The sequence below is a fragment of the Actinomadura sp. 1N219 genome (genome assembly GCF_044326405.1).
In the GTDB taxonomy this organism is placed as follows: domain Bacteria; phylum Actinomycetota; class Actinomycetes; order Streptosporangiales; family Streptosporangiaceae; genus Spirillospora.
On the sequence record NZ_JBIRAY010000005.1, the window covers coordinates 403,151 to 430,105 of the forward strand.

A 26,955-nucleotide genomic window follows, 5' to 3' on the forward strand; every position below is an offset into this window, starting at 1 on the left:
TCTACTCCTGTCATCTGCCCGTGAAGCGGGCCGGGCGTTTGGCTAGGAAGGCCGCTGCGCCCTCCAATGCGTCGTCGGTGGCGAAGACGGTCTCCGAGCCGTCGAGCTCGTGGGCCAGGCCGTCCTCCAGAGGGGTCTCCGCCGACAGGTCGAGCAGCTTCTTCGCGACCCTCATCGCGACGGGGCCGCGTGAGGCGAGGGTCTCTGCCATGCTCCGGGCGGCGTCCACTGCCTGGCCGTCGTCGACAACGCGGGTGACCAGGCCGATCGCCAGCGCCTCCGCGGCGTCGAGCGGCTCGCCGAGCAGGATCATCTCCTTCGCGCGGGCGAGGCCGATCACCCTCGGGAGTCGCTGGGTGCCGCCGCTGCCCGGGGTCACGCCGAGCTTCAGTTCGGGCATTCCGAGCTTGGAGCGGCGGGTCGCGATCCGGAAGTCGCAGCACAGCGCCAGTTCGAGGCCGCCGCCGAGCGCGTGGCCTTCGATCGCGGCGACGGTCGGGACGGGGAGCTGGGCGAGCTGGCGGTAGACCAGGCGTTCCAGGAGCAGCTTGTCCTCGGCGACCCGGCCGTGCAGGTCGCGGAACTCGGCGATGTCGGAACCGGCGCAGAAGGCCCTGCCTCCGGCGCCGTGGACGATGACCGCCCTGACATCGGGGTCGCGCGCGACCTTGTGGAGCGCCGCGCGCAGTTGGCGTGTCAGCTCGCGCGACACGACGTTCATCGGCGGGTTGTCCAGGACGATCTCCGTGCACGCCCCCGAGACCAGGTGCACGAGTTCGGTCATGTCGCGGCCCCTTTTGAGGTGAGGTCGGCCGCCAGGCCCATCGGGGCGGCGGCGAACAGGCGCGAGTCCATTAGGGCGGGGGTGTCAGGGACGGCGGGTTCGATGTCCATGTGAGCCAGGACGTCTTTCTCCGCGTCTATGCCGGGGGCGACCTCGATCAGTGCTAGGCCGTCCGGGGTCAGCTCGAACACGGCGCGTTCGGTGATGTACTTGACCGACTGGCCCTTCTCCGCCGCCAGGCGTCCGTTGAAGCTGATCTCGGTGACCGCGTCTACGAACTTGCGGTGCCGTCCCTCGCGGAGGATCGTCAGGGCCCCGTCCTCGACGGCGACGCGGAGGCCGCCGGCGGTGAACGTGCCGACGAAGCAGAGCCGCCTCGTCCGGGTGCTGATGTTGACGAACCCGCCGGGGCCGCGCGGACGGTCGTCGAACGCGTGCACGTTCACGTTTCCGGAGCGGTCGACCTGCGCGAACGACAGGCTGGCGATGTCGAGCCCGCCACCGTCGTAGAAGTCGAACATCGACGGCTGCTCAAGGCGCGCCTGGTAGCCGTGCCCGGCGCCGCCGTCGCCGCCGAAGGCCGGTATCCCGCCGAAGATCCCCTGCTCGACGGTGAGCGTCAGCGCGTCCGCGACGCCCTCCTCGGCGGCGACGGAGCCGATCTGCTGCGAGATGCCGAAGCCGAGGTTGCAGATGTCGCCGCGGCGGAACTCCATGAGCGACCGCCTCGCGATCACCTTCCGGACGTCCAGCGGCGAAGGCGCAGAACCGGTCGACGGGGCGCGCAGCTCACCTGAGTAGTACGGGGAGTACGCGGTCGCGTAGGTCTGGCGTTGGACGGCGTCTACATAGACGAGATCGACCAGGGCGGCGGGGACGCGGACGTCCGCCGGGCGCAACGAGCCCCGCGCCGCCAGCCGTTCGACCTGGACGACGACCGTGCCGCCGTTGTTGTGCGCGGCCATCGCCAGGGCGAGCGAGTCGCCGAGGATCGGCTCGTGCTCGAATGTGAGGTTGCCGTCCTCGTCCGCCGTGGTGGCCCGCAGGACGACGACGTCGATGGGCAGCGCGCGGTAGAGCAGCCATTCGCGTCCGGCCAGCTCGACCACCTCGACGAGATCTTCTGTGGTGCGCGCGTTCTGCCTGCCGCCCGTCTGCCGCGGGTCGACGTAGGTCCCGAGACCTACGTGGGTGATGTGGCCGGGGCGTCCGGCGGCCATGTCGCGGCACAGCGCCGACAGGACGCCCTGCGGCAGCGAGTACGCCTCCAGCGCGCCCTCCGCCACCAGCGCGCCGAGCCCCGGTTCGTTGCCGATGTTGCTGCCGATCGTCCGGCGCGCGAGGCCGGGCAGTCCCAGCTGCGAGAACCCCTTGTCGGCGAAGTCGCCGATGCCGACGACGCGGACGGTGGTGAGGTCGCGCGGATGGCCGGTGCCGCGGAACCGCGCCGCGAGGGCGTCGATGAACGCCTGCGGCACGCCGTGCCCGGCGCCCGAGCCGCCGACCCAGACGGCGTCGCCGTCGCGGACGAGCGCGAGCGCGTCGTCGACGGTCCCGATGACCGCGCTCATGGCATCAGCCCCCCGCTGTTCGGGTTGAGGGTCTGGCCGATGAGCAGCGCGGACGCGTCCGACAGCAGGAAGACCACGCAGTCGGCGACCTCCCCGGGCTCCCCGAACCGGCCCAGCGGCAGCTCGGCCATGCGCTTGCGGCCGACCTCGCCCGCCATGACGGTCCGGCCCATGTCGGTGTTGGTGACGCCGGGCGCCACGCTGTTCGCGCGCACCCCGCGCTGCCCGAACTCGCGGGAGATCGACTTGGCGAGCGCGATCAGCCCGGCCTTGGCGCTCGCGTAGTGCGCGACGCCCGGCCAGCCGACCTGGCCCAGGCGGGACGCGACGTTCACGATGCTGCCCGACCCGCGCTCCAGCATCCCGGGCAGCACCGCCTGGCTGGCGTGGAACGCGGCGGTCAGATCGGTGGCGATGACGCGGTCCCACTCCTGCGGGGTCGTCTCCAGGAACGGCGTCTCGGGCATGATGCCCGCGTTGTTGACCAGGCCGTCGATCCGGCCGAACCGCCGCTCGGCCGCCGCGGCGAACGCGAACACCTGGTCGCGGTCGGTCACGTCGCAGCGGTGGACGTCCGCCTCGGCGCCGAGGGAGCGGGCCTCGTCGGCGACGGCCTTCGCGCCGGCCTCGCTCTCCCGGTAGGCGATCGCGACGTCGGCGCCCGCGGCCGCGGCCGCCAGCGCGATCGACCGTCCCAGCCCCCTGCCGCCGCCGGTGACCGCCACCACCCGGCCGTGCAGCGGGCGCGACTCGTTTCGATCCGGCATACCATCGTCTCCTGTAAGCGCTTTCAATTTTCGGTTACCATCTCACAGCGTGATGACCACTTCAAGCCCCCTCCCGGCCCCGGCCGGCGACCGCGTCGTCGACGTCCACGCGCATGCCGTCCCGGCGGCGCTGCTCGCTGAGCTGGAACGCGGCGGGCGCGGCCCGGACGCGCCCGCCCTCACCGACGACCAGCGCGTCCGGTTCGGCGCGCGCCTGACCCCGCCCGTCGCCGACGCCCTCACCGACGTGCGCACCCGCATCGCGGAGATGGACCGGACCGGCGTGGACGTCCAGGTCGTCGCCCCCTGGCTGGAGCTGAGCCCGGACGAACTCGCCCCCGACGCCGCGACCGGCTTCCTCCACGCCCTGGACGACGCCATGGCCGCGGTCGTGGCGACGCGCCCCGACCGCCTGATCGCCCTGTCCCTGCTCGACAGGCACGACCCGGTGTCGGCGGCGGCGCGGCTCAGGCGCGCGGCGGCGCGTCCCGGCTTCGCGGGCGGTGAGCTGGCGGTGGGCGGCGGGCCGGGCCCCCGGCTGGACGACGAGCGCTGGGATCCGCTCTGGAAGGCCGCGGCCGACACGGGCGCGCTGGTGCTGCTCCATCCCTGGCGGGCGACCTCCCCGGCGGGCCTGGACGGCGACCGGCTCGGCGACATCGTGGACAACCCGGCGCAGTCCACGGCGGCCGTCGCCGCGATGATCCTCGCGGGCGTCTTCGACCGCTTTCCCGGGCTGCGGCTCTGCGTCGTCCACGGCGGCGGGTTCCTCCCGTACCAGGCCGGGAGGCTCGACGCGATCGCCCGGCTCCGGGCTGACTGGACGGACGACCGCGTCCCGCCGAGCACGGTCCTGCGGCGGCTCCACTACGACTCGCTCACCCATTCGCCGACGTCGCTGTCCTGGCTCGTCGGCTTCGCCGGGAGCGATCATGTGCTGCTCGGCAGCGACTACCCCTTCCCCACCGGCGACCCCGAGGCGGTCGCGGCGGTGGCGGCGGCGCCCGGCCTGACCTGCGCTCAGCGCGCCGGCGTGCTGGGCGGCGCCGCCGCCGGTCTCCTCGGCCGCCGGACCCGGCCGGCCTTGCCACCCCCGGCCTTGACACCGCCGAATCGCATGAAATAGAAAGCGCTTACAGAAACTGGAGGTACACATGGATCAGGTGCGGATCGGCATCATCATGAACGGCGTCACGGGGCGGATGGGGACGCGGCAGCACCTCGACCGGTCGATCACGGCGATCCGGGACCAGGGCGGGCTCGTCCTGCGGGACGGCCGCCGCCTCGTCCTCGACCCCGTCCTCGTCGGCCGCAACCCCGCCAAGCTGGCGGACCTCGCCCGCCGCTACGGCGTCGAGCGCTGGACGACCAGCCTCGACGAGGCGCTCGCCAACGAGGACGACGCGATCTACTTCGACGCGCAGACGACGAACCTGCGGGCGGAGGCGATCCGCAAGGCCGTCGCGGCGGGCAAGCACGTCTTCTGCGAGAAGCCGACGGCCGTCTCGCTCGCCGAGGCCCTCGACCTCGCCCGGCTCGCCGACGCGGCCGGGGTCAAGCACGGCGTCGTCCAGGACAAGCTGTTCCTGCCCGGCATCCGCAAGCTGAAGAGGCTCGTGGACGGCGGCTTCTTCGGCACGATGCTGAGCTTCCGGCTGAACTTCGGCTACTGGGTGTTCGAGGGCGATTGGCAGCACCTCAACCGGCCGTCCTGGAACTATCGCGCCGAGGACGGCGGCGGCCTCGTCCTGGACATGTACCCGCACTGGCGCTACCTGATCGACAACGTCGTCTCGCCCATCAAGTCGGTGCTGTGCCACAGCGCGATCCACATCCCGAAGCGCTGGGACGAGGACGGGAAGCCTTACGACTCCACGGCCGAGGACGCCGCCTACGGCCTGTTCGAGCTGGAGAACGGCGTCACCGCGCAGTTCACGACGTCCTGGGCCACCCGCCCCTACCGCGACGAGATCGGCGAGTGGCAGCTCGACGGCACGCACGGCAGCGCGATCGCCGGGCTCCGCGAGTGCCGGACGCAGTCGCGCGCGAACACGCCGATGCCGGTGTGGAACCCCGACGTCCCCAACCCGATCGACTTCCGCGCGGGCTGGCTGGAGGTGCCCGACAACGAGGAGTTCGACAACGCGTTCCGCGTCCAGTGGGAGATGTTCCTCCGGCACGTGGTCGAGGACGCGCCGTTCGGCTGGGACCTCCTCGAAGGCGCCAAGGGCGTCCAGCTCGCCGAACTGGCGCTGCGGTCGTCGCGCGAGCGGCGCTGGGTGGACGTGCCCGAGCTGGCGGTCGAGCCGGCGTGACCTCGCTCCTGCTGCCCTCCGGCGCGAGGCTGGAGAAGTACACGCTGCGCGGCGCTCCGCGTCCGCTCCCCGGCCGCCGGGACGCGCCGCGGACGCGCCGGGCGTACGCGGCCGCGCACGTCGTGGCCGACCCGCTGGCCACCGCCGACCCGGTGCTCGACCCGGCCGTCGACTGGGACGCGACGTTGAGCTTCCGGCACCACCTGTGGGACCTCGGGCTGGGCGTCGCGGAGGCGATGGACACCGCGCAGCGCGGGACGGGGCTGCCGCACGGGCTCGTCCGGGAGCTGATCGAGCGGTCGTGCCGGGAGGCGGTTGGACGCGGCGCGGCCGTCGCGTGCGGCGCCGGCACCGACGACCTCCCGGACGACCGGCCCGTCACCCTTGAGCAGATCGAGCGGTCCTACCTCCGCCAGTGCCGGTGGATCGAGGACGCGGGCGGCCAGGTCGTGCTGATGGCCAGCCGGGCGCTCTGCCGGACGGCGCGCTCGGCCGACGACTACCTGTCGGTGTACGCGAAGGTGCTCGGCTCGCTCGCCCGCCCTGCGATCCTGCACTGGCTCGGCGACATGTTCGACCCGCGGCTCGCGGGCTACTGGGGCGCCCGCGACCTCGACGCCGCCGCGGACACCGTCGTCCGGCTGATGTCGGAGCACGCGGGGGCGGTCGACGGCGTCAAGATCTCCCTGCTGGACGCCGGGCGGGAGGTCGCCCTGCGCCGCCGCCTCCCCGCCGGGACGACGATGTTCACCGGGGACGACTTCCACTACCCCGAGCTCATCAGGGGCGACGACCAGGGCCACAGCCACGCCCTGCTCGGGATCTTCGACGCGATCGCACCGCTGGCCGCCGAGGCCCTCGCCCTCCTGGACGAGGGCGACGCGGACGGCTTCGACCGCGTCCTGGCCCCGACCATGCCGCTGTCGAGGGCGATCTTCGAGGCTCCGACGTACCACTACAAGACCGGCGTCGTGTTCCTCGCCTACCTGCGCGGCCTCCAGCCGCACTTCCTCATGCTCGGCGGGCACCAGGGCGCCCGGTCGCTCGGCCATCTCGCCCGCCTGTTCCGGCTCGCCGACCAGGCGGGCCTCATCGAGGACGCCGAACTCGCGGCCGGCCGCATGCTCGCCGTGCTGGCGACCGCCGGGATCGACGGAAGGAGCACGGCGTGAGTGAAGATCACGGCGTGAGCATCGAACGGCTCGCCATCAACCAGATCACGGTGAAGAGCTGGTCCTTCGAGGAGACCGTGCGCGGGCTCGCCCGCCACGGGATCGGCTGGCTCGGCGCGTGGGTCGGGCCCGTCGAGGAGTACGGCCCGGAGCGCGCGGCGGCGCTGCTGCGCGACCACGACGTGCGGGTGTCCAGCATGTGCCGCGCGGGGTTCTTCACCGGCAAAAATCCGGACGGGGGCGGGCTCGACCACGACGCGAACCGCCGCGCCGTCGAGCTGACGGCGGCGATCGGCGGGGACGTCCTCTACCTGGTCAGCGGCGGCGTCCGCGACGACCTGGACCTGCCGCGGTCGCGCGCGGCCGTCGCCGAGGGGATCGCCGAGCTGGTGCCGTTCGCGGCGGCGGCGGGCGTCCGGCTGGCGGTCGAGCCGCTGCATCCGATGATGTGCGCCGAGCGGTCGGTCACGGTGACGCTCGACCAGGCGCTGGACGTGGTCGAACGGTTCGACCCCGCGCACGTCGGGCTCGCCGTCGACACCTACAACGTGTGGTGGGACCCCGGCCTCGACGCGGCCCTGGCCCGCGCGGGCGGGCGGATCATCGGCTACCAGGTGTGCGACTGGCTGGTGCCGCAGCCGCACCCGACGTTCGGGCGCGGGCTCCCGGGCGACGGCGCGATCGACCTCCCGTCGATCACCCGCGCCGTCAACGCCGCCGGGTACACGGGCCCGATCGAGGTGGAGATCTTCAACGAGAAGGTGTGGGCGGCGGACCCCGACGACGTCCTCGCCGCCGTCGTCGCGGGCTTCCCCCGCCACGTCCTGCCCTGACCGGCGACGCCGCCCGCCGCCGGTGAGCCGCGTGGTTCACCGGGGCGCGGCGGCGCTTTCCCGGAGCGCGAGCGTGCCTTCGATCTCCACCACGTGCCGGGGGGACGGGGAACGCAGGGCGAGGTCCATGGCCGTCTCGCCGACCCGCTCCAGCGGGATCTCCACCGTGGTCAGCCGCGGCACCGCGTCGAGCGCGGCGGGCAGGCCGCCGAAGCCGGTCACCGACACCTCGTCCGGGACGGAGGTCCCGTTCGCGCGCAGCCACGACATCGCGCCGATCGCCATGACGTCGGCGACGGCCATCAGGCAGCGCGGCGGGTTCCGGCGGCTCATCAGCGTCTGCGCGCCGGTCAGCCCGCCCTCGCGCGACAGGTCGGTGTAGACGACGTCGTCCCGGCGCAGGACGATGCCGTGGTCCTTGAGGCCCTGCTTCAGCCCCTGCAGCCGGTCGCGGACGGTGAGCAGCCGCAGCGGCCCGGCGACCACGCCGAACGACGTGTGCCCCAGCTCCACCAGCGCGCCAGCCAGCGCGCGCATGCCCCCCGCGTTGTCGATCTGGACGAGGTGCCCGATGTCGCGCCCGCGCGTCACCGAGACGACCGACCCGCCGGACTCCTGGTAGTCGCGCAGCTCGGCGCGCATGGCGGCGTTGTGGGCGGTGTCGCGGAACGCGCTTCCGGCGAGGATGAGCGCCCTGACCCGCTGGTCGATGAGCCGCTTGACGTATTCGAGCTCGCGGGCCGGGTCGCGGTACGTGCAGACCATGTTGACCAGCAGGTCCTCGCGCTCGGCCACCGACATGACGCCGCCGCTGAGCAGGGCGAAGTAGCTGTCGCGGACGTCGTGGACGACGAGCCCGACGCTGGTCGAGGACGACGTCGCGAGCGCGCGGGCGTGCGGGTTCACCCGGTAGCCGAGCTCCGCCGCGGAGGCGAGGACGCGCTCGCGGAGCGCGGCCCGGCCGCGGTAGTCCGGATCGCTCAGCATCCGCGACGCCGTCGCGATCGAGACGCCGGCGTGCGCGGCGACGTCCTGCAGTCGGACCAGGTTGCGGTCGGCCATGGGTGTCGTTTCCTCCGGGTGCAAGCCGTTCCGAGGGGGCGGGGGCGGTCCCCGGCACGTGACGGTCCGCCACATCGTGGCGGAATCCGTAAGCGCTTACAACTCTTCCCTTGACGCGAGTCTCAACACCTGCCTACATTGCCAGCGCCAGAAATTGAAAGCGCTTACCGTTAGGGATCTGCCATGGCGAGCTCCGCCCTCCCCCGCCGTCCCCGCCTCCCCCGGCCCCGGCGGGCCTGGGCCGGGGCCGTCTGGCGGCCCGCGCTGCTGATCGCCGCGGTCCTGGGCGTGTGGAAGGCCGTCACCGCGCTCGGGCTCGTCGAGAGCTACCTCGTCCCGCCCCCGATGGAGACCTGGCGGCGGTTCGCCGACAACGCCGGCTACCTCTGGGACGCCGCGCTCGTCACGACCGCCGAGACGCTCGCCGGATTCGCCGCCGCGGTCGTCCTCGGCCTCCTGTCCGCCCTGCTGATGGCGTACGCGCCCGCGCTGGAGAAGACCGTGTACCCGGTGCTCGTCTTCGCCCAGGTCGTGCCGAAGATCGCCGTCGCGCCGCTGTTCGTGGTGTGGCTCGGCTTCGCCTTCTCGCCGAAGGTGCTGATGGCCGCGTTCATCGCGTTCTTCCCCGTCGTCGTCGCCGGGTTCACCGGGCTGAAGTCGATCGACCCCGACCTCATCGAGCTGTCCGCGACGATGAACGCGACCCGCCTGCAGACGTTCGTCCGGTTCCGTTTCCCGGCGGCGCTGCCGTTCATCATGAGCGGCCTGAAGGTCGCGGTCACGCTCGCCGTCACCGGCGCGGTCGTCGGCGAGTTCGTCGGCGCCGACAGCGGGCTCGGCTACGTGATCGTCGAGGCCACCGGCAACGTCGACACCGCGATGCTCTACGCCGCGCTGATCCTGCTCTCGCTGATCGGCGTGGTGCTGTTCGCGCTGGTCGACCTCGCCGAGCGGCTGCTGATGCCCTGGCACAGCTCGCGCCGCCGGCCCGGCGTCACGACCGCCGGCTCCTGATCGTGCCGCCGGAACCGGCTGCCGGCGCTCCCGGCCCTCCCGCCGACACCGCCTGGCCAGCCCATTGCAGAACCCCTGGGGGGAGAGAAACGATGAACATCGAACTACGGCCGATGCCGAAGAATGAGGTCGAGTGGCGGGCTCGCGAGCTGATGGTGATGACCGGCCTCCTGGACTTCGCGGACGCGATGCAGCACCGGTGTCGCTGTGCGGCGCGCTGCTACACCGGCCGTCAGTGTTGTTCATGGCCGAGCCGTTCGGCGCCCTCGACACTGACCCGCGAGGCGTTGACGTCCTCCCACGCCTGAAGGCGGGGGATTTCAACCCGTTCCCTACGGTGTAGGAGAACGGGTTGGGGTTCGCGGTTCGCCGGCCGGGCCGGCGCCCCGCCTCCCCGCGCGGCCACCGTGCGTCCCACGGCGGTGTCTCGGATGTTGCAGGCGGCGTTGACGTCGGCGTTGTCGCGGTGCCCACAGGCCACGCACCGGAACACCGCTTGGCTCTCGCGGTTGTCCCGGGCGCAGTGCCCGCAGGCATGACAGGTCTGCGAGGTGTAGGCCGGGTCGACCGGGACCAGGCGTCCCGGGGCCTTGTGCTCCAGGCGAGTGACCAACCGGCCCCACCCGCTGGCCAGGATCGAGCGGTTGAGCCCCGCCTTGGCGCGGACGCCAGCGCCGGGGGCATCGATGGTGCCCTTGGCCGATCGGGTCATGGCGCGCACGTTCAGGTCCTCGACGGCGATCAGATCGAACCGGCGCGCCAGATCCGTGCTGGTCTTCTCCACCCAATCCTTGCGACGGTCGCTCTCGCGGGCGCGAAGCCGGGCGATGGCGGCCTTGATCCGGGCGCGGCGGTTCGACCCCCGCCGGGCGCGGGCCAGGCGGCGCAACAGCCGCTTCAGCCGCACCGCCTCACCCGCCGTCAACCCGGGCACGTTCAGGGTTTCGCCGGTCGACAACGCGGCCGACACCGCCACGCCCCGGTCGACACCAACCGCCTCACCGTTGCCAGGTGCAGGGACCGGGGCGGGCACGTGCGCGAACGCGACATGCCACCGGCCGGCCCGGTCACGCACCACCCGGAACGACCTCACCCCGCCGGGCACAGGCCGGGACAGGCGAAACCGCACCCACCCCACCTTGGGGACCCGCACTTCACCCGTGCGGCGCGACAACCGCCGCACCTCCCAAGCCCGGCCCCGGGCCCCCACGATCCGGAACCCCTCATGCACACCGGCCTTGCGCCAGGTCGGGCGCCGGTGCGTGCCCGCAAAGAAGTTCGCCATCGCTTGGGCGAAGTCCCTGAGTGCCTGCTGCTGCACCGTCTGCGCCCCTGCCGCCAACCACGGGTTGGCCGCGCGGGCCTCAGTCAACTGACGGGCCTGAGCGACATACCCCGGGGCCGGACCCCGCCGCCGCGTCCACCAGGTGTGCTGCTCCACCGCCAGATTCCACACGAACCGGGCATGCCCGCAATGCTCCAGCAGCCCCGCCTCCTGGACAGGGGTCGGGCACAGCCGGTACCGGGACACGCCCCGCAACATACCGACCGCCACCGACAAACCCCGGACAGTCACCACACTGCACCGCGCCCCCCCTTCCTCCCCGCCCTACAGGAACGGGCCTTCTACGCTGGAGATATCCGATGACATCGAGCTGCGGCGGATCTGGCGGGAGACCGGGACCACCGTCCTGCTCGTCACCCACTCGGTCGCCGAGGCGGTCTACCTGTCGGACCGGGTCGTCGCCATGACCGCCCGGCCGGGCCGGGTCGCGGAGATCCTGGACGTCGGCCTGCCGCCCGACCGCGACGACTACTCCGCGACGATGCGCGCCGAGGAGTTCGGCCGCAAGACGTCCGCGCTGCGGGCCCTGCTCGGCAGCGCCCACGGCGGCTCGCCGGACTAGCGCCGGCCGGGCCGTGCCGCCGTCCGGGACCTTCCGGGACGGCGGCACGGCCTTCCGGCGCCGTCATTCGTCGGAGAGCCGCATCAGGCGCAGGATGTTGCGGCGGTAGATCCGGTCGCGGTCGTCGCCGGAGATGTCGAGGGCGTCCAGGACGCGGATCGTCTCGCGGATGTAGAGGGGGCCGCCCTCGGGGTCGAACGGGCAGTCGGTGCCGAACACGACGTGGTCGGCGCCGAAGAAGTCCAGGCCGCACCGGGTCCCGATGTCGGAGCCCGACAGCGACGTGTCGGCGTAGAACTTGCGGAAGTGGTCGAGCGGCTCGCGCGGCGCGTGCTGGAGGCGCTCGAAGTCCGGGCCGGACGTGCGGCTGCCGAGCTGGGGGCCCCAGCCGACCCCGATCCTGCCCTCCAGGTACGGGATCATCGCGCCCATGTGATGGGTGATGATCTTGAGGTGGGGATGGCGCTCGAACAGGCCGGAGAAGACCAGCCGGGCCATGGCGGCGCTGGTCTCGTACGGCCAGCCGAACGCCCACCAGATCTCGAACTTGGAGGCGTCCTCGGCGGCGTAGTCGGAGAACGCCGCGGTGCGGGCCGGGTGCATCCAGACGGGCAGGTCCCGCGCGGCCATCTCGGCGAACACGGCGGCGAACGCGGGATCGTCCAGCGGCCGCCCGTTGACGTTGGTGAACACCTGCACGCCGCGGGCGCCGAGCTCGTCGACGGCGAACACGAGCTCGGCGAGGGCGGCGTCCGGGTCGTTCATCGGCAGGGACGCGACGAAGGCCGGGAACCGGTCGGGGTGCTTGCCGCACAGCTCGCGCATCGAGTCGTTGGCGAGCCGCGCCAGCGCCGGCGACTCGTCCGGGCCGGCGAGCAGCTCGATGGGCGGCGAGGAGAGCGTGAGGACCTGCTGGTAGCCGGCGCCGAACTCGTCCATGATCCGCAGCCGCTCGTCCAGGTCGTGCAGCGCGGGCAGCTCCAGCCAGCGTTTGAACGCCGCCGGGTCGGCGAGTTCCCGCATCCGCTCGAAGTACGGCTCGGGCAGGATGTGGCTGTAGGCGTCGATCTTCATCGGTCTCCTCGTGCGGTCTGCGGCACCCAGCGGGTGATCCTCCGGTCGACGGCCTGCACCAGCGCCACCGCGCCGAGCGCGACGGCGATGATCACCAGGAGCACCGCCAGGACGCTCGCGCCGTCGAAGCGCCCGCCCGCCTGGGTCACGACGCGGCCGAGGCCGACGACCGCGATGAACATCTCGCCGTTGATCATTCCGGTGACGGCGCGGCCGACGCCGAGCCGGACGCCGGCCATGATCATGGGTGCTGCGGCGGGCAGCATGACGCGCAGCAGCACCTGCCCCTCGCCGGCGCCGTAGGAGCGCGCCATCTCCACCAGGTGCGCCGGCACGCCCTGGATCGCCGCCGCCGTGTTGATGATCATGACGAACGCCGAGTACATGACGACGACGGCGACGATCGAGCCGCGCCCCTCGCCGAGCAGCGAGAAGAAGATCGGCGCGAAGACCAGGGACGGCGCGGTGAGCAGCGCGTAGACGTACACGCCGAGCGCGGCCTCGACCTTGCGGTAGCGGCCCATGGCCACCCCGACGGCCAGCCCCGCCGCCAGCGAGATCGCGAAGCCGAGGACCAGGTTGATCAGGCTGTCGCGCAGGCTGCTGAAGATCAGCCCGCTGGACGCCATCTCGGCCAGCCGGGACAGCACCGTGCTCAGCGGCGGGAAGAACGACGCGTCCGCCAGGTGCCCGACCAGCTCCCAGGCCGCCGCACCGGCGGCCAGGCTGACCGGGGCCGCCGGCAGCCGCCGCCAGGACAGCCGCCGGCGCGCCCGCGCGGCCCCGTCGCGGCGTTCCGCGAGGGCGCTCATCCGGCCGCCTTGGCCGCACGGTGCTCGGCGTGCATGTCGCGCAGCCGGTCCCACAGGTAGGCCGTGATCTCGACGTACTCGCCGGACCGTTCCAGCGCGCCGACGTCGCTGGAGCGCGGACGCTCCAGCGGGACCGGCACGATCTCGGCGATCTCCCCCGGGCGCGCGCTCATCAGCACGACGCGGTCGCCGAGCAGGACCGCCTCCTCCATGCTGTGCGTGATGAACACGACCGTCAGCCGGCGCTCCTCCCAGATGGACAGCAGCTCCTCCTGGAGCAGGCGGCGGGTCTGCTCGTCGACGGCGCCGAACGGCTCGTCCATCAGCAGCACCCGCGGCTGGACGGCGAGCGCGCGGGCGAGGCCCACGCGCTGCTGCATGCCGCCGGACAGCTCGCCGGGCCGCTTGGTCTCGAAGCCCGCCAGCCCCACCGTGCCGATCAGCGCGCGGGCACGCTCCTCGCGCTCGGCGCGGCCGACGCCGCGCATCCGGAGCCCGAAGGCGACGTTGTCCAGGACGGTCGCCCATGGCAGCAGCGCGAAGTTCTGGAACACCATGCTGCGATCAGGCCCTGGCCCGCGCACCGGGTCGCCGTCGATGCGGATGTCGCCCTCGTCCCACGGGATGAGGCCCGCGACGCACTTGAGCAGCGTGGTCTTCCCGCAGCCGCTCGGCCCGAGGACGGTCAGGAACTCGTCGGGGCGGACGTCGAGGTCGACGTCGTGCAGCGCCTCGACGAGGCCGCCGTCCTGCCCGGTGTAGGTCTTCCGCAGCCCGCGGATCTCGATCATCGAACGCTCCTTGCCGTGGTGGTGCGTGCCCATCGGGTCAGCTTGCGTTCGGCCCACCGCGCGGCGGAGATCAGCAGCAGCGCCTCCGCCAGGATGATCACGATGGTGCCGTACAGGAGCGGGGCCTGGAACAGGCCGCGGTACTCCAGGATCATGCCGCCCAGCGCCTCGGAGACCATCAGCAGCTCGACGATGACCATGCCGGTGACCGCGCGGCCGAGGCCCAGCCGGACGCCCGTCATGATCGCCGGCAGCGCGCCGGGGAGCAGGACGCGCGTCCAGACGGCCCGCTCGTCCGCCCCGAAGGAGCGGGCCATCTCGATCAGCGCCGGGTCCACCTGCCGGACGCCGGCCCGCGCGTTCACCACCACCATCACGATCGAGAAGATCGTGACGAGGATGACCCGCGAGGCCAGCCCGAAGCCGACCGACATCACCAGCAGCGGGATGATCGCCGCCATCGGGGTGACGAGCAGGATGTTGAGGTAGACGTCCGCGAGCCGCTCCAGCGCGCGGAACCGGCCGAGCAGGATGCCGAGCGGCACGCCGAGGACGACGGTGACGGCGAAGCCGATGACCAGCGCCTGGTTGCTGACGTACATGTTCCGCCACAGCTCCGCGGTGCCGAGCAGCTCGATCGTCGCCTCGACGGTCTCGGTGAAGCTGGGGATGAGCAGGCCGCCCCGCTGCCGGACGTAGAGCTCCCAGCCCGCCGCGAAGAGGACGAACGTGAGCAGCTGGTACGGCAGGTTCCGGCCGGCGGCGCGCCGCAGGACGCCGGGCCGCCGCGCCGGGCGGGGCCCGGTCCGCGTCCCGTCCCGGCGCGGCGGCCGGCCCGTCGTCGCCGCCGTCATCGGGCCGCCTGGACGAAGGTCAGGTCCGCCGCGTCCTCGGCGGTCATGCCCTTCTTGATCACGCCGGCCCGGACGAAGAAGTCGATGGTGCCCTGCATGTTCTTCTCTGTCAGCGCGGCAGCGTTGAAGAGCCCCGCCTTGGCGTACCGTTCGGCGACCTTCGCCATCTCGGCGCCGTCCTCCTCCGGCAGGTACTTGGCGGCCAGCGCCACCAGGTGCCGCGGATCGGCGTTGATCTTCGCGTGCTGCCGGGTCAGCGCGGTCACCAGGGCCTGGGTCACGTCCTTGTGCTCGGTGATGAAGTCGCCGTTGGCGTACACGGTCTGCGGCCGGAGGTCGGGCAGGCTCTGGGCGAAGTCGGCGACCTTGGCGAACTGGCCGCCCTTGGACTCCAGGGCGACGACGTCGGAGACCTCCAGCGCGGTGGCGGCGATCCGTCCGGTGACGAGGGCCTGGGCGCGGACGTCCGAGCCGCCGATCGTGAGGTACTTGGGCTTCTTGCCCGGGGCGCAGGTGGACCGCACCCACTCCTTGACCATCGCGGTCGCCGTCGCGCCCTCGCTGAAGATCCCGAACGGGCTGCCGTCCAGCTGGTCGCAGGACGCGACGCCGCGCTTGCCGTAGACCGCCCACTGGTTCCCGATGGCATCGGCGATGATCTTGATGGGGGCGCCGCGCTCGACCGCGAGCAGGGCGGGGCTCGTCGCCTCGGCCGAGAGCGCGTAGTCCCCCTTGGCCAGCCCCTCGATGGACAGCTCGGGCTCGGCCAGCTCGACGACCTTGATGGTGTGGCCCTGCCCGCGGAGGTCGTCGAGGGCGGCGAGGATCGGCACGGTCGTGATGTCGGGTTCGGTGAGGGCCACCTTGAACGAGAGCTTCCCGTTCCCGTTGCTCTCGGCCGCGCCCCCGCCACCGCACGCGGCGGTCGCGGCCAGGGCGGCGAGGGCCGCGAGGGCGGCGAGCCGTCTGAGATGTGTCCCGGCGTCCACGGTCTCCTCCTCCAGGATCGCGCCGGTTCCCTCGGCTTCGCGTCGAAAGGCGAGGTAATCGACTAGGCAAACGTATGCCTTAGCCCGGCATGGTAGTGAGCCTCACCACAGAAATGTCAAGGGCGATCCCTGGAAAACGCCCTGGAGCAGGCGGGTTTCGTTTGTCGGCGGCGCCGCCTCGTGCCATAATCAGGAAAACGTTCTCCTAGGAAGGTGGCCGTGAGCTCACTCGCGGAAGTCGCCCGGGCGGCTGGCGTGTCGGTGTCCACCGCGTCACGGGTGCTGACCGGATCCAGCCATCCCATCTCGGCCAAGACCCGCGCCAAGGTCGTCGCGGTCGCCGAGGAGCTGGGGTATTCGCCGAGCGCGCTGGCCCGCGCGCTGGTCTCGCGCAGCAGCCGGCTCATGGGCGTGCTCGTGAGCGACATCGTCAACCCGTACTTCTCCGTCATCGCCCGCGGGGTGGACGACGTCGCCAGCCGCGCCGGCTACGTCACGATGCTGTGCAACGTCGACCGCCGCACCACGACGGAGATCACGCGGGTCCGGACGATGCGCGACTACCGCGCCGCGGGAGTCGTCTTCGCGGGCAGCGGCTACGTCGACGACCCGAAGGAGCCGGAGCTCGCCAAGGCCGTCCGCCAGGCGCAGGAGCAGGGCATCCACGCCGTGTCGCTCGCCGCCCGCGACATCGGCTGCCCCGTCATCGCCGCCGACGCCCGGGCCGCCGCGCACGACATCACCGACTACCTCGTCTCGCTCGGCCACCGCCGGATCGCGTTCATCGAGGGGCCGGAGGGCATGGTGGCCACCCGGCAGCGCAGGGACGGCTTCCTCGCCTGCATGAGCAACGCCGACCTCGCCGACGGCGCGCAAGTCCTGCCCGGCGGGTTCGACTTCGAGGCCGGGCACGCCGCCGCCATGCGGCTCATCGCGCGCCCGCCCCTGCCGGACGCCATCCTCGCGGCCAACGACGAGGCCGCCGTCGGCGCGCTCAACGCGCTGCGGCAGGCGCATATCGACGTCCCGGGCGAGGTCTCCGTCGCGGGCATCGACGACCTCCGCGTCGCCCAGTTCGTCGGCCTGACCACCGTCAGCCTCCCGCTCTACGAGATGGGCGCCATGGCCGCCCGCCACATCATCGACACTCCCCCGTCGGCCGCCGCGGGCGCCGCCGCCGAGACCACCTCCCTGAGCCACCGGCTCATCCCCCGCGAGACGACCGCGCGCCGCACCGCCCGCGCCTGACGGCGAGCCGCGCTACCGCGGCACGCGCAAGCTCCAGGGCTACTGGACGCCGGCGGCGAGGGCCTTCTTGCTGATCTTGCCCACGGGGGTGCGGGGGAAGGCGTCGGTCGTTTCGAGGCGGTCGGGGAACTTGTAGGCGGCGACGCCGCGGGTGCGGAGGAAGTCCTTCATCTCGCGGAGATCGGGCGTCTTCTCGCCGTCCCTGATGATGAGGAACGCGCAGGTGCGCTCCCCCATCATCGGGTCGGGGAGGCCGACGACGGCGGCGTCGTGGACGGCCGGGTGCGCCAGGAGATGGTTCTCGAGTTCCTCGGCGGAGATCTTGTCGCCGCCGCGGTTGATCTGGTCCTTCTCGCGGCCCTCCACGATGAGGTGGCCCGAGGGGAGCCGCCGGACAAGGTCGCCCGTGCGGTAGAAGCCGTCCGGGGTGAACGAGCGGGCGTTGTGCTCGGGGGCGCGGTAGTAGCCGCGGAGCGTGTACGGGCCGCGGGTGAGGAGTTCTCCCGTCTCGCCCGGTGGGACGTCCTCGCCTTCGGCGTCCACGACGCGGATCTCGTCGGCGGGTGAGAGGGGGCGGCCCTGGGTCTGCTCGACGAGGTCGCGGGGATCGTCCAGGCGGGTGTAGTTGAGCAGGCCCTCGGCCATGCCGAACACCTGCTGGACCTGGCAGCCCAGGACGTCCGGGACCTCGGCGGCGCGTTCGGCGGCGAACTTGGCGCCGCCGACCTGGAGGAGTTCGAGGGCCGAGATGTCCTCGTCCTGCCAGGTGACCGCGTCCAGCCAGAGGAGGGCGATCGGGGGGACGACCGCGCAGACCGTGGCGCGTTCCCGTTCGATGAGGGGGAACGCCTCGTCCGGGGAGCCCGACGGGGACAGGACGACCGTGCCGCCGTTGGCGAAGACGCCGAGTATGCCGGGGCAGGCGAGCGCGAAGTTGTGCGCCGCGGGCAGGACGACGAGGTAGACGGTGGCGGACGTGAACCCGCAGACCTCGGCGCTGGCCTCGAGGTTGTAGACGTAGTCGCGGTGCGTCCGGGGGATCAGCTTCGGCAGGCCCGTGGTGCCGCCGGAGAGGAGGAAGACACCCACGTCGGACGGGTCCGGCCGGGGCAGGTCGGCCGGGTCGGCGTCGACGGCGGACAGGGCGGTGAGGTCCTGCGCGTCGCCGTCCACGATCACGTGCTCGACGGGGAGGGTGCGGGCCATCACGCGGTAGTCGAAGTCGCCGTCGCGGTCGGCGCAGACGTAGGCGGAGGCGTCGGACAGCTCGCACAGGTAGCGGATCTCGCTCTCGCGGTGCGCGGGCAGCGCGAGGACGGGCGCGGCGCCGACGCGGACGAGCGCGAGGAACGTCACCACGAAGCCGGTCGTGTTCGGGAGCTGGACGACGACGCGGTCGCCCCGGCCGATGCCGAGGCGCAGGAATCCGGCCGCGGCACGGGAGGCGCGGTCGTCCAGTTCGGCGTAGGTGAGGCGGTCGGCGCCGGCGACGAGGGCGGTCTTGCCGGGGTCGCCGCGCAGGACGTCGCCGAGAACGCGGTCGCTCCAATAGCCCTCGGCCTTGTAGCGGGCCTCGAAGCCGTCCGGCCAGGGGACGAAGCCGTCCATCGCGCTCACCGTCCCGCGAGTTGGGCCGGGGCGCCGGGGACCGGTTCGGCCGGGTCCGAGCCCAGGGCGACGATGCGGTTGGCGCCGTCCACGTGGACGACGCGGGGCAGGTGGCGGGGGCGGTCGGCCTCGGCCACGGCCGCGTAGGTGATGATGATGACCAGGTCGCCGGGCTGGACCTGGCGGGCCGCCGCGCCGTTGATCCCGATGACGCCGCTGCCCGCCTCGCCGGTGATGGCGTAGGTGACGAGACGGGAGCCGTTGGTGATGTCCACGACGTGGACCTGCTCGCCCTCCACGATGTCGGCGGCGGCCATGAGGTCCGCGTCGATGGTCAGCGAGCCCACGTAATGCAGGTCCGCCTGGGTGACCGTGGCACGGTGGATCTTTCCGTTCATCAGCATGCGCTGCACCGGTACGCCCTCTTTTCCAAGACCAACTAAGGCTAGGCTTACCTTAGCCAATCCCCCCGGCAGAGGAGAACCCCGAGAATGCTCCGGCGACTGGCCCGCCGCCTGGCTCCTGCCCGCCGACTCGCACCTGCCCGCCGACTTGCCATGGACGTCGGCCCGCTCCGCGACAGCAGGCCGTTCCGCAACGTGTTCATCGCCCGCACCGTCTCGGTGTTCGGGATCGGGATGCTGGCGGTCGCCGTCCCGGTGCAGGTCTACGACCTGACGGGGTCGACGGTGCACGTCGGCGCGGTGTCCGCGGCGGAGGGGTTCGCGCTGCTGGCCGGGTTCCTGTGGGGCGGGGTCCTCGCCGACCGGTACGACCGGCGGCGGCTGATGCTGCACGCCAGGACGGCGGCCGGGGCCGGGTTCGTCCTGCTGGCGCTGAACGCGTTCCTGCCGTCGCCGTGGCTCCCCGCCGTCTACGTGCTCGCGGCGTGGGACGGGCTCGCGACCGGCGTCAGCGTCACCGCGCTGCTGGCCGCGACGCCCGCGCTGGTGGCGCCCGACAAGCTGGTCGCGGCGGGCGCGCTCAACGCGCTGACCGTCCGGCTCGGGTCGATGGCGTCGCCCGCGCTCGGCGGCGTCGTGGTGTCGGCGTTCGGCGTCGGCTGGAACTACGCCGCGGCCGCCGCCGGGACGATCGGCACGCTCGCCCTGCTGACCGGGCTGCCGTCGCTGAAGCCCGACCTCGGGGACGAGAAGCCCGCGAACCCGCTGAAGTCCGTCGCGGAGGGGTTCCGGTTCGTCGCGTCGCATCGCGTCGTCGGGTCGCTGATGCTGCTCGGGCTGCTGTTCATGGTGGCGGGCGGCATTCCGGTGCTGATGCCCGCGTTCGCCGAGCGGAGCCTGGACGGCGGCGCGACCACGGTCGGGCTGCTGTTCGCGGCGCCCGCGTGCGGCGCGGTGCTCGCGTCCGTGACGAGCGGATGGGCGGGGACGGCGCGGGCGCCCGGGACGGCGCTGCTCGTCGCGTCCGTCGCGGGGTTCGCCGCGCTCGCGTGCCTGGGCCTCGCACGGCATCCGGCGCTGGCCGTAGCGATCCTGTTCGCGTACGGGTTCGCCCAGTCGGTCGAGGAGATCCTGCGGTACGGGCTGATCCAGTCGCACACGCCCGACTCGCATCTCGGACGCGTCAACGCGCTCTGGGCCGCGCAGGAAACGGGAGGCGGCGCGGTCGGGTCGCTGGGCGCCGGGGCCCTCGGCCGGTATCTCGCGCCGGGCGCGGCCATCGTCGTCTACGGGACGGTCAGCGCCGTCCTGGCGCTGGCTCTGGCGCTGACCCTCACCGGGCTCCGGACGGCGACGCTGCGTCCGGAGCCCGAACCGGAGCCCGAGCCGAGCTGAGCGGCGGCCGTCAGCCGAGGCGGGCGGCGAGTTCGTCCTCGCTCATCGCCTCGACCTCCAGCCAGATCGCGGCGACGGCCTCAAGGCGTCCCGGCGTCTCCTCCAGGTCGGTGAAGCGGCGGCAGACGCGCGCGACCGTCCGCTCGGCGAACAGGACCCGGACGGGCAGCGCGGTCGTGTCGAGCGCCTCCCGCAGCCGCGCGATCACGGTGGTGGCGAGGACGGAGTCGCCGCCCAGCGCGAAGAAGTCGGCGTCCGCGCCGACGCGCTCCTCCCCCAGCACCCCGGCCACGACCCGGGCCAGCACCTTCTCCAGCGGAGTGCCCGGTTCGACGTAGGAGCCGGACGCCTCCCCGGCCTCGGCGGCGGCCAGCGCCGTGAGCGCCTTCCGGTCGACCTTCCCGTTGGCGGTCAGCGGCAACTCGTCCACGCGGACGAGCAGCTCGGGCACCATGTGCGGCGGCAGCAGCTCCCGGACGTGCGCCAGCACCGCGTCCCGGTCGAGATCGTCCCCGGCCTCGACGGTGGCGGAGAGGCGGCCGTTCGCCAGCAGCGCGACGGCGCGCCCCACGGCGGGGTGGTCGCGCAGCGCGGCCTCGACCTCGCCGAGCTCGATCCGGAACCCGCGGACCTTGACCTGGTGGTCGCGGCGGCCGAGGAATTCGAGCGTGCCGTCGGGGCGGTAGCGGGCGAGGTCGCCCGTCCGGTACCAGCGGGCGCCCTCGTGGACGACGAACCGGTCGGCGGTGCGGTCCGGGTCGGCGGCGTAGCCGTCCGCGACGCCGGACCCGCCGATCCACAGCTCGCCCGCCACCCAGTCGGGACGGTCGCGGCCCAGCTCGTCCACGACCCGGCAGGCGACGCCGCGCAGCGGGACCCCGTACGGGACGGCGTGCCAGTCCGGCGGCGGCTCCCCCGCGACCTCCTGGACCGTGGAGTGGATCGCGGTCTCCGTCGTCCCGCCGAGCGCGACGAAGCGGCAGCCGGGGGCGCGCTCGTCCAGCAGCGCGGGCAGGTGCGTGCCGACCCAGTCGCCGCCGAGCAGCACCAGCCGCAGGCTCTCGGCGCGTCCGGCGCGCAGCAGCATCTCCAGCACGGACGGGACGCAGTTCAGCACCGTCACCGACCGCCGCCGGACGAGGTCGGCCCAGCGGGCGGCGTCGCGGCGCTCGTCCTCGTCCGGGAGGACGACCGCGCCGCCCGCGTGCCAGGCCGCGAACAGGTCGAACACCGACAGGTCGAAGTCGAGCGCGGAGATCCCGAACGTGACGTCGTCCGGGCCGATCGCGAACCGCTCGACGAGGTCGCCGATGGTGTTCATGGCCGCGCCGTGCGGCACCTCGACGCCCTTCGGCTCGCCCGTCGACCCGGACGTGAACAGCACGTACGCCACCTGTTCGGGACGGGTCTTGACCGGCTCGGGCAGCGGCTCGGCGTCCGCGATCCGGTCGGGGGCGAGGGACGCGGCCACGCGGGCCGTCGCGCGGATCTTGGCGCGGCGGGCCTCGGGCTGCTCCGGTCCGATGGGAACGTAGGCGGCTCCTGCCGCGAGGACGCCGAGGACGGCCGCGGCCTGATCGGGCCCCTTGGGAAGCTCGACCGACACCCGGTCGCCGTGCCGCACGCCCTCCCCGGCCAGGCCGGACGCGATGCGCAGCGCACGGTCGGCGAGTTCGCCGTAGGTGAGCGTCCCGTCGTCGCCCCAGTGCAGCGCCGGGGCGTCCGGACGGCGGCGGGCGTGCTCGAAGAACCCCTCGGTCAGGGTGCGCGGCGGCGGCGCCGGGGTCGCGTTCAGGCCGTGCCGCAGGCGGAGCTGCGACGGCGGCGCCGCGATGCCGAGCGGGACGTCCCAGTCGGCGCCGGGCGCGCCGAGACGGGTGATCGCGGAGGTGTAGGCGTCGAACATGGCCTCGGCGACGCCGTCCGCGAACGCGGGACGGCGCACGTCCCAGTTCAGCAGCAGGCCGCCGGACACCTCGGTGACCTGCGCGTCCAGCAGCACCTGCGGGCCCTGCGAGACGATCCACCCCGGCTCGCCGAAGTGCCCCCGGACGCGCTCGCCGAACAGCTCGCCCAGGTTGAGCGCGCTCGTGTAGACGATGGGCGCGAGGACCTGCTCGCCGCGCTGCCGGGACAGGTCGCGCAGCACCTCCAGGCCGGAGTAGTCGCTGTGCGCTCCGGCCGTGTGCAGGTTCGCCTGGATCGCGCGGGCGCGGGCGATGAAGGTGAGGTCCTCGGTGAGGTCGGCCTCCAGCATGATGGAGCCGGTGAAGTCGCCGACGACCTTGTCCACGTCGGGGTGGACGGGCTCGCGGTGGAACAGCGGCAGGTTGAGCAGGAACCGGGGCGTCGCCGACCACGCGCCGATGACCTCGGCGAACACCGCCGCGAGGGCCATCGCGGGGGTGACGCCTTCGGCGTGGGCGCGGGCGATGAAGCGGTCCTTGTCGTCCGGCGAGAGCCAGTGGTGCTTGCGCTCGACGCGGTTGCCGGGCTCGGCGACGACCGGCAGCTCGGGCGGTCCCGGCAGGTCGGCGAGCCGGTCGGCCCACCAGCGGCGGTCCTGCTCGCGGGCGTCGGCGCGGGGGTCGTCGGCGAGGTAGCGGGCGTAGCCGTAGCGGATCGGCGCGAGCGTCCCGCCCTCGTACAGGGCGGCGAGGTCGTCGAGCATGACGCGGTAGCTCATCGCGTCGGCGGCGACCATGTCGACGTCCAGGTGGAGGCGGGACGTCCCGGCGGGCAGGAGGCTGAGGCGGGCGTCGAAGACGCGGCCGTCCTCGATCGGGAGCCGCTGCTCCGACATCTCCGCGCGGATCGCCTCCAGCCCCGCCTCGGGGTCGGCGGAATCGCGCAGGTCGTGGACGGTCACGGCCGGCCCGGGACGCTCGGGCAGGATGCGCTGCGTGCCGTCGTCGGACACGGCGACGCGGAGCATCGGGTGCCGCGCCACCAGGCCGCGGACGGCGTCCTCCAGCCGGGCGGGGTCGATCTCGCGTCCGTCCAGCTCGACGTACAGGTGCGCGGCGACGGAGCCGAGCGACTGGCCGGAGTCGCGGCCGATCCAGTAGGCGTGCTGCATCAGCGCGAGCGGGAACGGCCCGTCGGGCTCGATGTCGGCCGGATCGAGCTCGTCCGGCCCGGGTTCGGGCGGGCCCGCCGACGCTTCGACCTGCCCCTTCTCCGCGAGCAGGTCCCACCAGCCGGCGAGCGTGGGCCGCTCGGCCAGCTCGGCGAACCGGATCTCGACGCCGCGGCGGCGCAGCCGCCCGGTCAGCTGCATGAGCCGGATCGAGTCCATCCCGAGCCCGATCAGGTTGTCGTCGGCCCCGGCGGGCTCGCCGAGCACCTCCGCCAGCGCGGCGTGCAGGTCTTCCCAGGTCAGCGCGGTGGGCACGGCACTCCCCTCCAAATTAGGTAAGGCAAACCTAATTGAGAGGTTTTCCGGTCGTCAACGCCCGCCGCCGGTCGGCCGGGACGATCAGCGGCGTCTCCGTCTCCGGGTCGGGGATGACGCGGCACGGCAGGCCGAACACCCGCTCCACGAGGTCGGCCGTGACGATCCCGGCGGGCGGGCCCTCCGCGAGGATCTCGCCGCCGCGCATCGCGATCAGATGGGTGGCGTAGCGGCAGGCGTGGTTGAGGTCGTGCAGCACCGCGACGAGCGTGCGCCCCTCCTCGTGCAGCCGCGCGCACAGGTCGAGGACCTCGATCTGGTGCGCGATGTCGAGGTAGGTCGTGGGCTCGTCCAGCAGCATGATGCCGGTCTCCTGGGCCAGGACGAGCGCAAGCCAGACCCGCTGCCGTTGGCCGCCGGACAGCTCGTCCACGACCCGTTCGGCGAGATCGGCGACGCCGACGGCGGCCATCGCCTCGCCGACGGCGGCCTCGTCCTCGCGGGACCACTGGCGCAGCAGGCCCTGGTGCGGGTAGCGGCCCCGCGCGACGAGGTCGGCGACCGTGATGCCCTCGGGCGTCAGCGGCGACTGCGGCAGCAGGCCGAGCCGCCGCGCGAGCCGTTTCGGCGGCAGGGCGGCGATCGGGGCGTCGTCCAGGTACACCGTGCCCGCGCGTGGGCGGAGCAGGCGGGCGAGGGCGCGGAGCAGCGTGGACTTGCCGCACGCGTTCGGCCCGACGATGACGGTGAACGACTCGTCCGGGATCCGCACGCCGAGGTTCTCGGCGACGACGCGCCTCTCGTACGCCAGGGTGAGGTCGTCCGCGCGCAACCGGGTCACGCCATCCCCTTCCGTCCGGTGGTCGACAGCAGCCAGGCCAGGTACGCGCCGCCGAGGACGCCGGTGACGACGCCCACCGGCATGGCGACCGGCAGGTGGAGCGAGATCAGGTCGGCGGTGGCCAGCAGCGCGGCGCCGGTCAGCGCGGCGGGCAGCAACTGCGCGCCGGGCCGCCGCGTCATCCGCCGGGCGAGCTGCGGCGCCGCCAGCGCGACGAACGGGACGGGCCCGGCCGCCGCCGTCGCCGCCGCGACCAGGCCCACGCCGGCGACCGTGAGCAGCGCCCGGGTCCGCTGGACGGGCACGCCGAGCGCCTGCGCCGCGTCGTCGCCCAGCTCGCCCATGCCGAGCGGGCGGGCGAGGAGCAGCGCCGCCGGGACGAGCACGGCCAGCGCGATCCCGAGCGGGACGGCCTGGTCCCAGTCCCGCCCGTTCAGGCTGCCGGTCAGCCAGAACGCGGCCTCGTAGCCCTCGCGCAGCTCCGCGCGGGTGATCAGGTAGGAGTTCAGCGCCTGCAACATCGCCGCCGCCGCGACGCCGATCAGCACCAGCCGGACGCCGTGCACGCCGCCGCCGCGCCGGTAGGCGACCAGGTACACGCCCATCGCGGTCAGCACCGAGCCCGCGACCGAGCTGACGGTGATCGCGACCGCGCCGCCGCCGAACACGAGGATCTGCAGCAGCGCGCCGGACGCCGACCCGGTGGTGAACCCGATCAGGTCGGGGCTGCCGAGCGGGTTGCGGGAGATGCTCTGGAAGATCGCGCCGCTGAGGCCGAGCGCGAGCCCGGCGAGCAGCCCGGTGACGGCGCGCGGCAGCCGCAGCGTCGTGACGATGAACTCGGTGGCCTGGTCGGCCCGCCCGGCGAGGGCCCGCACCACGTCCGGCGGCGAGATCGGGAACTCGCCCGACCCGACGACGAGGACGGCCGCGCCGAACGCGACCAGCGCCAGCGCCCCGCACACCGCCGCGGCCCGTGGCTCCCAGCGCACCGACAGCGCGCCCGCGCGCATCACTCTCATAGGTCGCGCGTCCTTCCCCGCCGGACCATCAGCGCGAACAGCGGCGCCCCGAGGAACGCGGTGACGATCCCGGTCTCCAGCTCGCCGGGCGCGATGACCCGGCCGATGATGTCCGCGCCGAGCAGCAGGACGGGCGCGAGCAGCAGCGAGTACGGCAGCACGAGCCGCTGGTCGGGCCCGACCGCCGTCCGGACGATGAACGGCACGGCCAGCCCGAGGAACACGATCGGCCCCGCCGCCGCCGTCGCGGACCCGCACAGCACCACCACGGCGAGCGCGCCGAGCGCCCGCGTCCGCCCCGGGCGGGAGCCGAGCGCCTTGCCCGCCTCGTCGCCCATGCCGAGCGCGTTCAGCGGACGGGCCAGCAGCAGCGCCAGGACCGTCCCGGCCAGCACGAACGGCAGGATGCGGACGAAGACCGACATCTCCCGTCCGCCGAGGCTGCCGACCTGCCAGAACCGGAAGCCGCCGAAGCTGCCGGGGCTGAGCAGCATCAGCCCGGCCGTGAGCGCGGTGAACACCGCCTCGACGGCGGCGCCCGCGAGCACCAGCCGCGCGGGCGACGCGCCGCCCCGGCCCCGCGCGCCGATCATGTAGACGAGCATCGCCGCGCCCGCCGCGCCCAGGAAGGCCGCCCACACGTAGACGAGCGGATCGTCCACCTGGGTCGACCCGATGAGGATGACGACCGCGAGCGCGGCGCCGCCGTTCACGCCGAGCAGCCCCGGCTCGGCGAGCGGGTTGCGGGTGAGCGCCTGCATCACGGCCCCGGCGAGCCCGAGCGCCATCCCGACGGCGATGCCGAGGACCGTGCGCGGCAGCCGCAGCTCGTGGACGATCAGATCCGGCCGGGACGTGTCGTCCGGGGAGAAGACGCCGGGCAGGACCCGTCCGAGCGGGACGTCCCCCGCCCCGATCGCGAGGCTCGCCACGACCGTCAGCAGGAGCACCACCGTGAGCGCCGCCAGCCAGCCCAGATGCGCCCCAGGACCGCGCCGCCCGCGCCGCCCGCCCGCCTTCACCGGGGCTCGGGGCGGGCGCCTGCGCACGGGGGACAGCACAAGATGAGGCTAGCCTAAGCTAAGCCGCCTGATAAGG

The 26,955-nt window shown here is 73.3% G+C and carries 24 protein-coding genes; 8 read left to right on the plus strand and 16 right to left on the minus strand.

Going from position 1 to position 26,955, the window contains the following annotated elements; all coding sequences use genetic code 11:
* Positions 1-10 precede the first annotated feature (10 nt).
* From ACH35V_RS19295 to ACH35V_RS19305, 3 genes are read right to left on the minus strand one after another with little or no spacing between them, the layout of a single operon-like run.
* Entirely contained in the window at positions 11-784 is a 774-nt protein-coding gene (locus tag ACH35V_RS19295) for an enoyl-CoA hydratase/isomerase family protein (RefSeq protein WP_395974005.1), read from the minus strand.
* Positions 781-2,355 (minus strand): acyl CoA:acetate/3-ketoacid CoA transferase, encoded by a 1,575-nt coding sequence (locus ACH35V_RS19300; protein ID WP_395974007.1) that lies wholly within the window; start codon positions 2,353-2,355, stop codon positions 781-783. Before ACH35V_RS19300 ends, ACH35V_RS19295 begins: the two co-directional genes overlap by 4 nt.
* Complete coding sequence (locus tag ACH35V_RS19305) at positions 2,352-3,122, minus strand: SDR family NAD(P)-dependent oxidoreductase (protein WP_395974009.1); 771 nt, start codon at positions 3,120-3,122, stop codon at positions 2,352-2,354. Before ACH35V_RS19305 ends, ACH35V_RS19300 begins: the two co-directional genes overlap by 4 nt.
* 52 nt (positions 3,123-3,174) lie before the next feature.
* On the opposite strand from ACH35V_RS19305, the gene ACH35V_RS19310 reads away from it, so the two are divergent.
* Genes ACH35V_RS19310 through ACH35V_RS19325 form a run of 4 tightly spaced genes read left to right on the plus strand, consistent with a single transcriptional unit; the run spans position 3,175 to position 7,442 of the window.
* Positions 3,175-4,248: an amidohydrolase family protein gene (locus ACH35V_RS19310; RefSeq protein ID WP_395974155.1), complete on the plus strand. Its 1,074-nt coding sequence runs from the start codon at positions 3,175-3,177 to the stop codon at positions 4,246-4,248.
* A gap of 28 nt (positions 4,249-4,276) precedes the next feature.
* A complete protein-coding gene (locus ACH35V_RS19315) occupies positions 4,277-5,437 on the plus strand; it encodes a Gfo/Idh/MocA family protein (RefSeq protein ID WP_395974011.1) in 1,161 nt (386 codons plus the stop codon).
* The gene (locus tag ACH35V_RS19320) at positions 5,434-6,609 is read left to right on the plus strand and encodes a dihydrodipicolinate synthase family protein (RefSeq protein WP_395974013.1); all 1,176 of its coding nucleotides are present in this window, start codon (positions 5,434-5,436) and stop codon (positions 6,607-6,609) included. The genes ACH35V_RS19315 and ACH35V_RS19320 overlap by 4 nt, the downstream gene beginning before the upstream one ends.
* Positions 6,606-7,442 (plus strand): sugar phosphate isomerase/epimerase family protein, encoded by an 837-nt coding sequence (locus ACH35V_RS19325; RefSeq protein ID WP_395974014.1) that lies wholly within the window; start codon positions 6,606-6,608, stop codon positions 7,440-7,442. The genes ACH35V_RS19320 and ACH35V_RS19325 overlap by 4 nt, the downstream gene beginning before the upstream one ends.
* 36 nt (positions 7,443-7,478) lie before the next feature.
* Here ACH35V_RS19325 and ACH35V_RS19330 read toward each other — a convergent pair whose 3' ends face one another.
* Positions 7,479-8,504, minus strand: coding sequence for a LacI family DNA-binding transcriptional regulator (locus tag ACH35V_RS19330; RefSeq protein WP_395974016.1), 1,026 nt, complete (start codon positions 8,502-8,504; stop codon positions 7,479-7,481).
* 183 nt (positions 8,505-8,687) lie between these two features.
* Between ACH35V_RS19330 and ACH35V_RS19335 the strand changes: the two genes are divergently transcribed.
* Entirely contained in the window at positions 8,688-9,518 is an 831-nt protein-coding gene (locus ACH35V_RS19335; RefSeq protein ID WP_395974017.1) for an ABC transporter permease, read from the plus strand.
* 232 nt (positions 9,519-9,750) lie between these two features.
* Here the strand turns inward: ACH35V_RS19335 and ACH35V_RS19340 are convergent, their stop codons facing one another.
* Positions 9,751-11,061, minus strand: coding sequence for an RNA-guided endonuclease InsQ/TnpB family protein (locus ACH35V_RS19340; protein WP_395974157.1), 1,311 nt, complete (start codon positions 11,059-11,061; stop codon positions 9,751-9,753).
* Here ACH35V_RS19340 and ACH35V_RS19345 point away from each other — a divergent pair.
* The gene (locus tag ACH35V_RS19345; protein WP_395974166.1) at positions 10,946-11,425 is read left to right on the plus strand and encodes a hypothetical protein; all 480 of its coding nucleotides are present in this window, start codon (positions 10,946-10,948) and stop codon (positions 11,423-11,425) included. The genes ACH35V_RS19340 and ACH35V_RS19345 overlap by 116 nt on opposite strands.
* A 63-nt stretch (positions 11,426-11,488) precedes the next feature.
* Here the strand turns inward: ACH35V_RS19345 and ACH35V_RS19350 are convergent, their stop codons facing one another.
* The 5 genes from ACH35V_RS19350 to ACH35V_RS19370 are packed head-to-tail and all read right to left on the minus strand — an operon-like array spanning position 11,489 to position 15,945.
* The gene (locus tag ACH35V_RS19350; RefSeq protein WP_395974019.1) at positions 11,489-12,499 is read right to left on the minus strand and encodes an amidohydrolase family protein; all 1,011 of its coding nucleotides are present in this window, start codon (positions 12,497-12,499) and stop codon (positions 11,489-11,491) included.
* A complete protein-coding gene (locus tag ACH35V_RS19355) occupies positions 12,496-13,311 on the minus strand; it encodes an ABC transporter permease (protein ID WP_395974020.1) in 816 nt (271 codons plus the stop codon). The genes ACH35V_RS19350 and ACH35V_RS19355 overlap by 4 nt, the downstream gene beginning before the upstream one ends.
* A complete protein-coding gene (locus ACH35V_RS19360) occupies positions 13,308-14,102 on the minus strand; it encodes an ABC transporter ATP-binding protein (RefSeq protein WP_395974022.1) in 795 nt (264 codons plus the stop codon). Before ACH35V_RS19360 ends, ACH35V_RS19355 begins: the two co-directional genes overlap by 4 nt.
* Positions 14,099-14,956: an ABC transporter permease gene (locus ACH35V_RS19365; protein WP_395974024.1), complete on the minus strand. Its 858-nt coding sequence runs from the start codon at positions 14,954-14,956 to the stop codon at positions 14,099-14,101. The genes ACH35V_RS19360 and ACH35V_RS19365 overlap by 4 nt, the downstream gene beginning before the upstream one ends.
* Complete coding sequence (locus ACH35V_RS19370; protein ID WP_395974026.1) at positions 14,953-15,945, minus strand: ABC transporter substrate-binding protein; 993 nt, start codon at positions 15,943-15,945, stop codon at positions 14,953-14,955. Before ACH35V_RS19370 ends, ACH35V_RS19365 begins: the two co-directional genes overlap by 4 nt.
* Positions 15,946-16,164: 219 nt before the next feature.
* On the opposite strand from ACH35V_RS19370, the gene ACH35V_RS19375 reads away from it, so the two are divergent.
* Positions 16,165-17,193 carry a LacI family DNA-binding transcriptional regulator gene (locus tag ACH35V_RS19375; RefSeq protein WP_395974028.1) on the plus strand — a complete coding sequence of 343 codons (1,029 nt, stop codon included), beginning with the start codon at positions 16,165-16,167 and terminating at the stop codon, positions 17,191-17,193.
* A 39-nt stretch (positions 17,194-17,232) separates the two neighbouring features.
* Here the strand turns inward: ACH35V_RS19375 and ACH35V_RS19380 are convergent, their stop codons facing one another.
* Both ACH35V_RS19380 and panD read right to left on the minus strand, forming a co-directional pair.
* Positions 17,233-18,801 (minus strand): (2,3-dihydroxybenzoyl)adenylate synthase, encoded by a 1,569-nt coding sequence (locus tag ACH35V_RS19380; protein ID WP_395974030.1) that lies wholly within the window; start codon positions 18,799-18,801, stop codon positions 17,233-17,235.
* A 5-nt stretch (positions 18,802-18,806) separates the two neighbouring features.
* Positions 18,807-19,214 (minus strand): aspartate 1-decarboxylase, encoded by a 408-nt coding sequence (panD, locus tag ACH35V_RS19385; protein ID WP_395974032.1) that lies wholly within the window; start codon positions 19,212-19,214, stop codon positions 18,807-18,809.
* 78 nt (positions 19,215-19,292) lie between these two features.
* Here panD and entS point away from each other — a divergent pair, with 78 nt between their 5' ends.
* Positions 19,293-20,600: an enterobactin transporter EntS gene (gene entS / locus ACH35V_RS19390; protein ID WP_395974034.1), complete on the plus strand. Its 1,308-nt coding sequence runs from the start codon at positions 19,293-19,295 to the stop codon at positions 20,598-20,600.
* Between the two features lie 10 nt (positions 20,601-20,610).
* Here entS and ACH35V_RS19395 read toward each other — a convergent pair whose 3' ends face one another.
* From ACH35V_RS19395 to ACH35V_RS19410, 4 genes are read right to left on the minus strand one after another with little or no spacing between them, the layout of a single operon-like run.
* Positions 20,611-23,994, minus strand: coding sequence for an amino acid adenylation domain-containing protein (locus ACH35V_RS19395; RefSeq protein WP_395974035.1), 3,384 nt, complete (start codon positions 23,992-23,994; stop codon positions 20,611-20,613).
* A 31-nt stretch (positions 23,995-24,025) separates the two neighbouring features.
* Positions 24,026-24,835 carry an ABC transporter ATP-binding protein gene (locus tag ACH35V_RS19400; protein ID WP_395974037.1) on the minus strand — a complete coding sequence of 270 codons (810 nt, stop codon included), beginning with the start codon at positions 24,833-24,835 and terminating at the stop codon, positions 24,026-24,028.
* Positions 24,832-25,857: a FecCD family ABC transporter permease gene (locus tag ACH35V_RS19405; RefSeq protein ID WP_395974039.1), complete on the minus strand. Its 1,026-nt coding sequence runs from the start codon at positions 25,855-25,857 to the stop codon at positions 24,832-24,834. The genes ACH35V_RS19400 and ACH35V_RS19405 overlap by 4 nt, the downstream gene beginning before the upstream one ends.
* Positions 25,854-26,918 (minus strand): FecCD family ABC transporter permease, encoded by a 1,065-nt coding sequence (locus ACH35V_RS19410; protein ID WP_395974041.1) that lies wholly within the window; start codon positions 26,916-26,918, stop codon positions 25,854-25,856. Before ACH35V_RS19410 ends, ACH35V_RS19405 begins: the two co-directional genes overlap by 4 nt.
* Positions 26,919-26,955 lie beyond the last annotated feature (37 nt).

Excerpts from the sequence above, each read along its gene's own strand:
- ACH35V_RS19300 (WP_395974007.1), bottom strand. The coding sequence starts at position 2,355 with ATGAGCGCGGTCATCGGGACCGTCGACGACGCGCTCGCGCTCGTCCGC.
- ACH35V_RS19295 (WP_395974005.1), bottom strand. The coding sequence starts at position 784 with ATGACCGAACTCGTGCACCTGGTCTCGGGGGCGTGCACGGAGATCGTC.
- ACH35V_RS19305 (WP_395974009.1), bottom strand. The coding sequence starts at position 3,122 with ATGCCGGATCGAAACGAGTCGCGCCCGCTGCACGGCCGGGTGGTGGCG.
- ACH35V_RS19360 (WP_395974022.1), bottom strand. The coding sequence starts at position 14,102 with ATGATCGAGATCCGCGGGCTGCGGAAGACCTACACCGGGCAGGACGGC.
- ACH35V_RS19335 (WP_395974017.1), top strand. The coding sequence starts at position 8,688 with ATGGCGAGCTCCGCCCTCCCCCGCCGTCCCCGCCTCCCCCGGCCCCGG.
- ACH35V_RS19380 (WP_395974030.1), bottom strand. The coding sequence starts at position 18,801 with ATGGACGGCTTCGTCCCCTGGCCGGACGGCTTCGAGGCCCGCTACAAG.
- ACH35V_RS19310 (WP_395974155.1), top strand. The coding sequence starts at position 3,175 with ATGACCACTTCAAGCCCCCTCCCGGCCCCGGCCGGCGACCGCGTCGTC.
- ACH35V_RS19405 (WP_395974039.1), bottom strand. The coding sequence starts at position 25,857 with ATGAGAGTGATGCGCGCGGGCGCGCTGTCGGTGCGCTGGGAGCCACGG.
- ACH35V_RS19315 (WP_395974011.1), top strand. The coding sequence starts at position 4,277 with ATGGATCAGGTGCGGATCGGCATCATCATGAACGGCGTCACGGGGCGG.
- entS (WP_395974034.1), top strand. The coding sequence starts at position 19,293 with ATGCTCCGGCGACTGGCCCGCCGCCTGGCTCCTGCCCGCCGACTCGCA.
- ACH35V_RS19330 (WP_395974016.1), bottom strand. The coding sequence starts at position 8,504 with ATGGCCGACCGCAACCTGGTCCGACTGCAGGACGTCGCCGCGCACGCC.
- ACH35V_RS19365 (WP_395974024.1), bottom strand. The coding sequence starts at position 14,956 with ATGACGGCGGCGACGACGGGCCGGCCGCCGCGCCGGGACGGGACGCGG.
- ACH35V_RS19355 (WP_395974020.1), bottom strand. The coding sequence starts at position 13,311 with ATGAGCGCCCTCGCGGAACGCCGCGACGGGGCCGCGCGGGCGCGCCGG.
- ACH35V_RS19340 (WP_395974157.1), bottom strand. The coding sequence starts at position 11,061 with ATGTTGCGGGGCGTGTCCCGGTACCGGCTGTGCCCGACCCCTGTCCAG.
- ACH35V_RS19350 (WP_395974019.1), bottom strand. The coding sequence starts at position 12,499 with ATGAAGATCGACGCCTACAGCCACATCCTGCCCGAGCCGTACTTCGAG.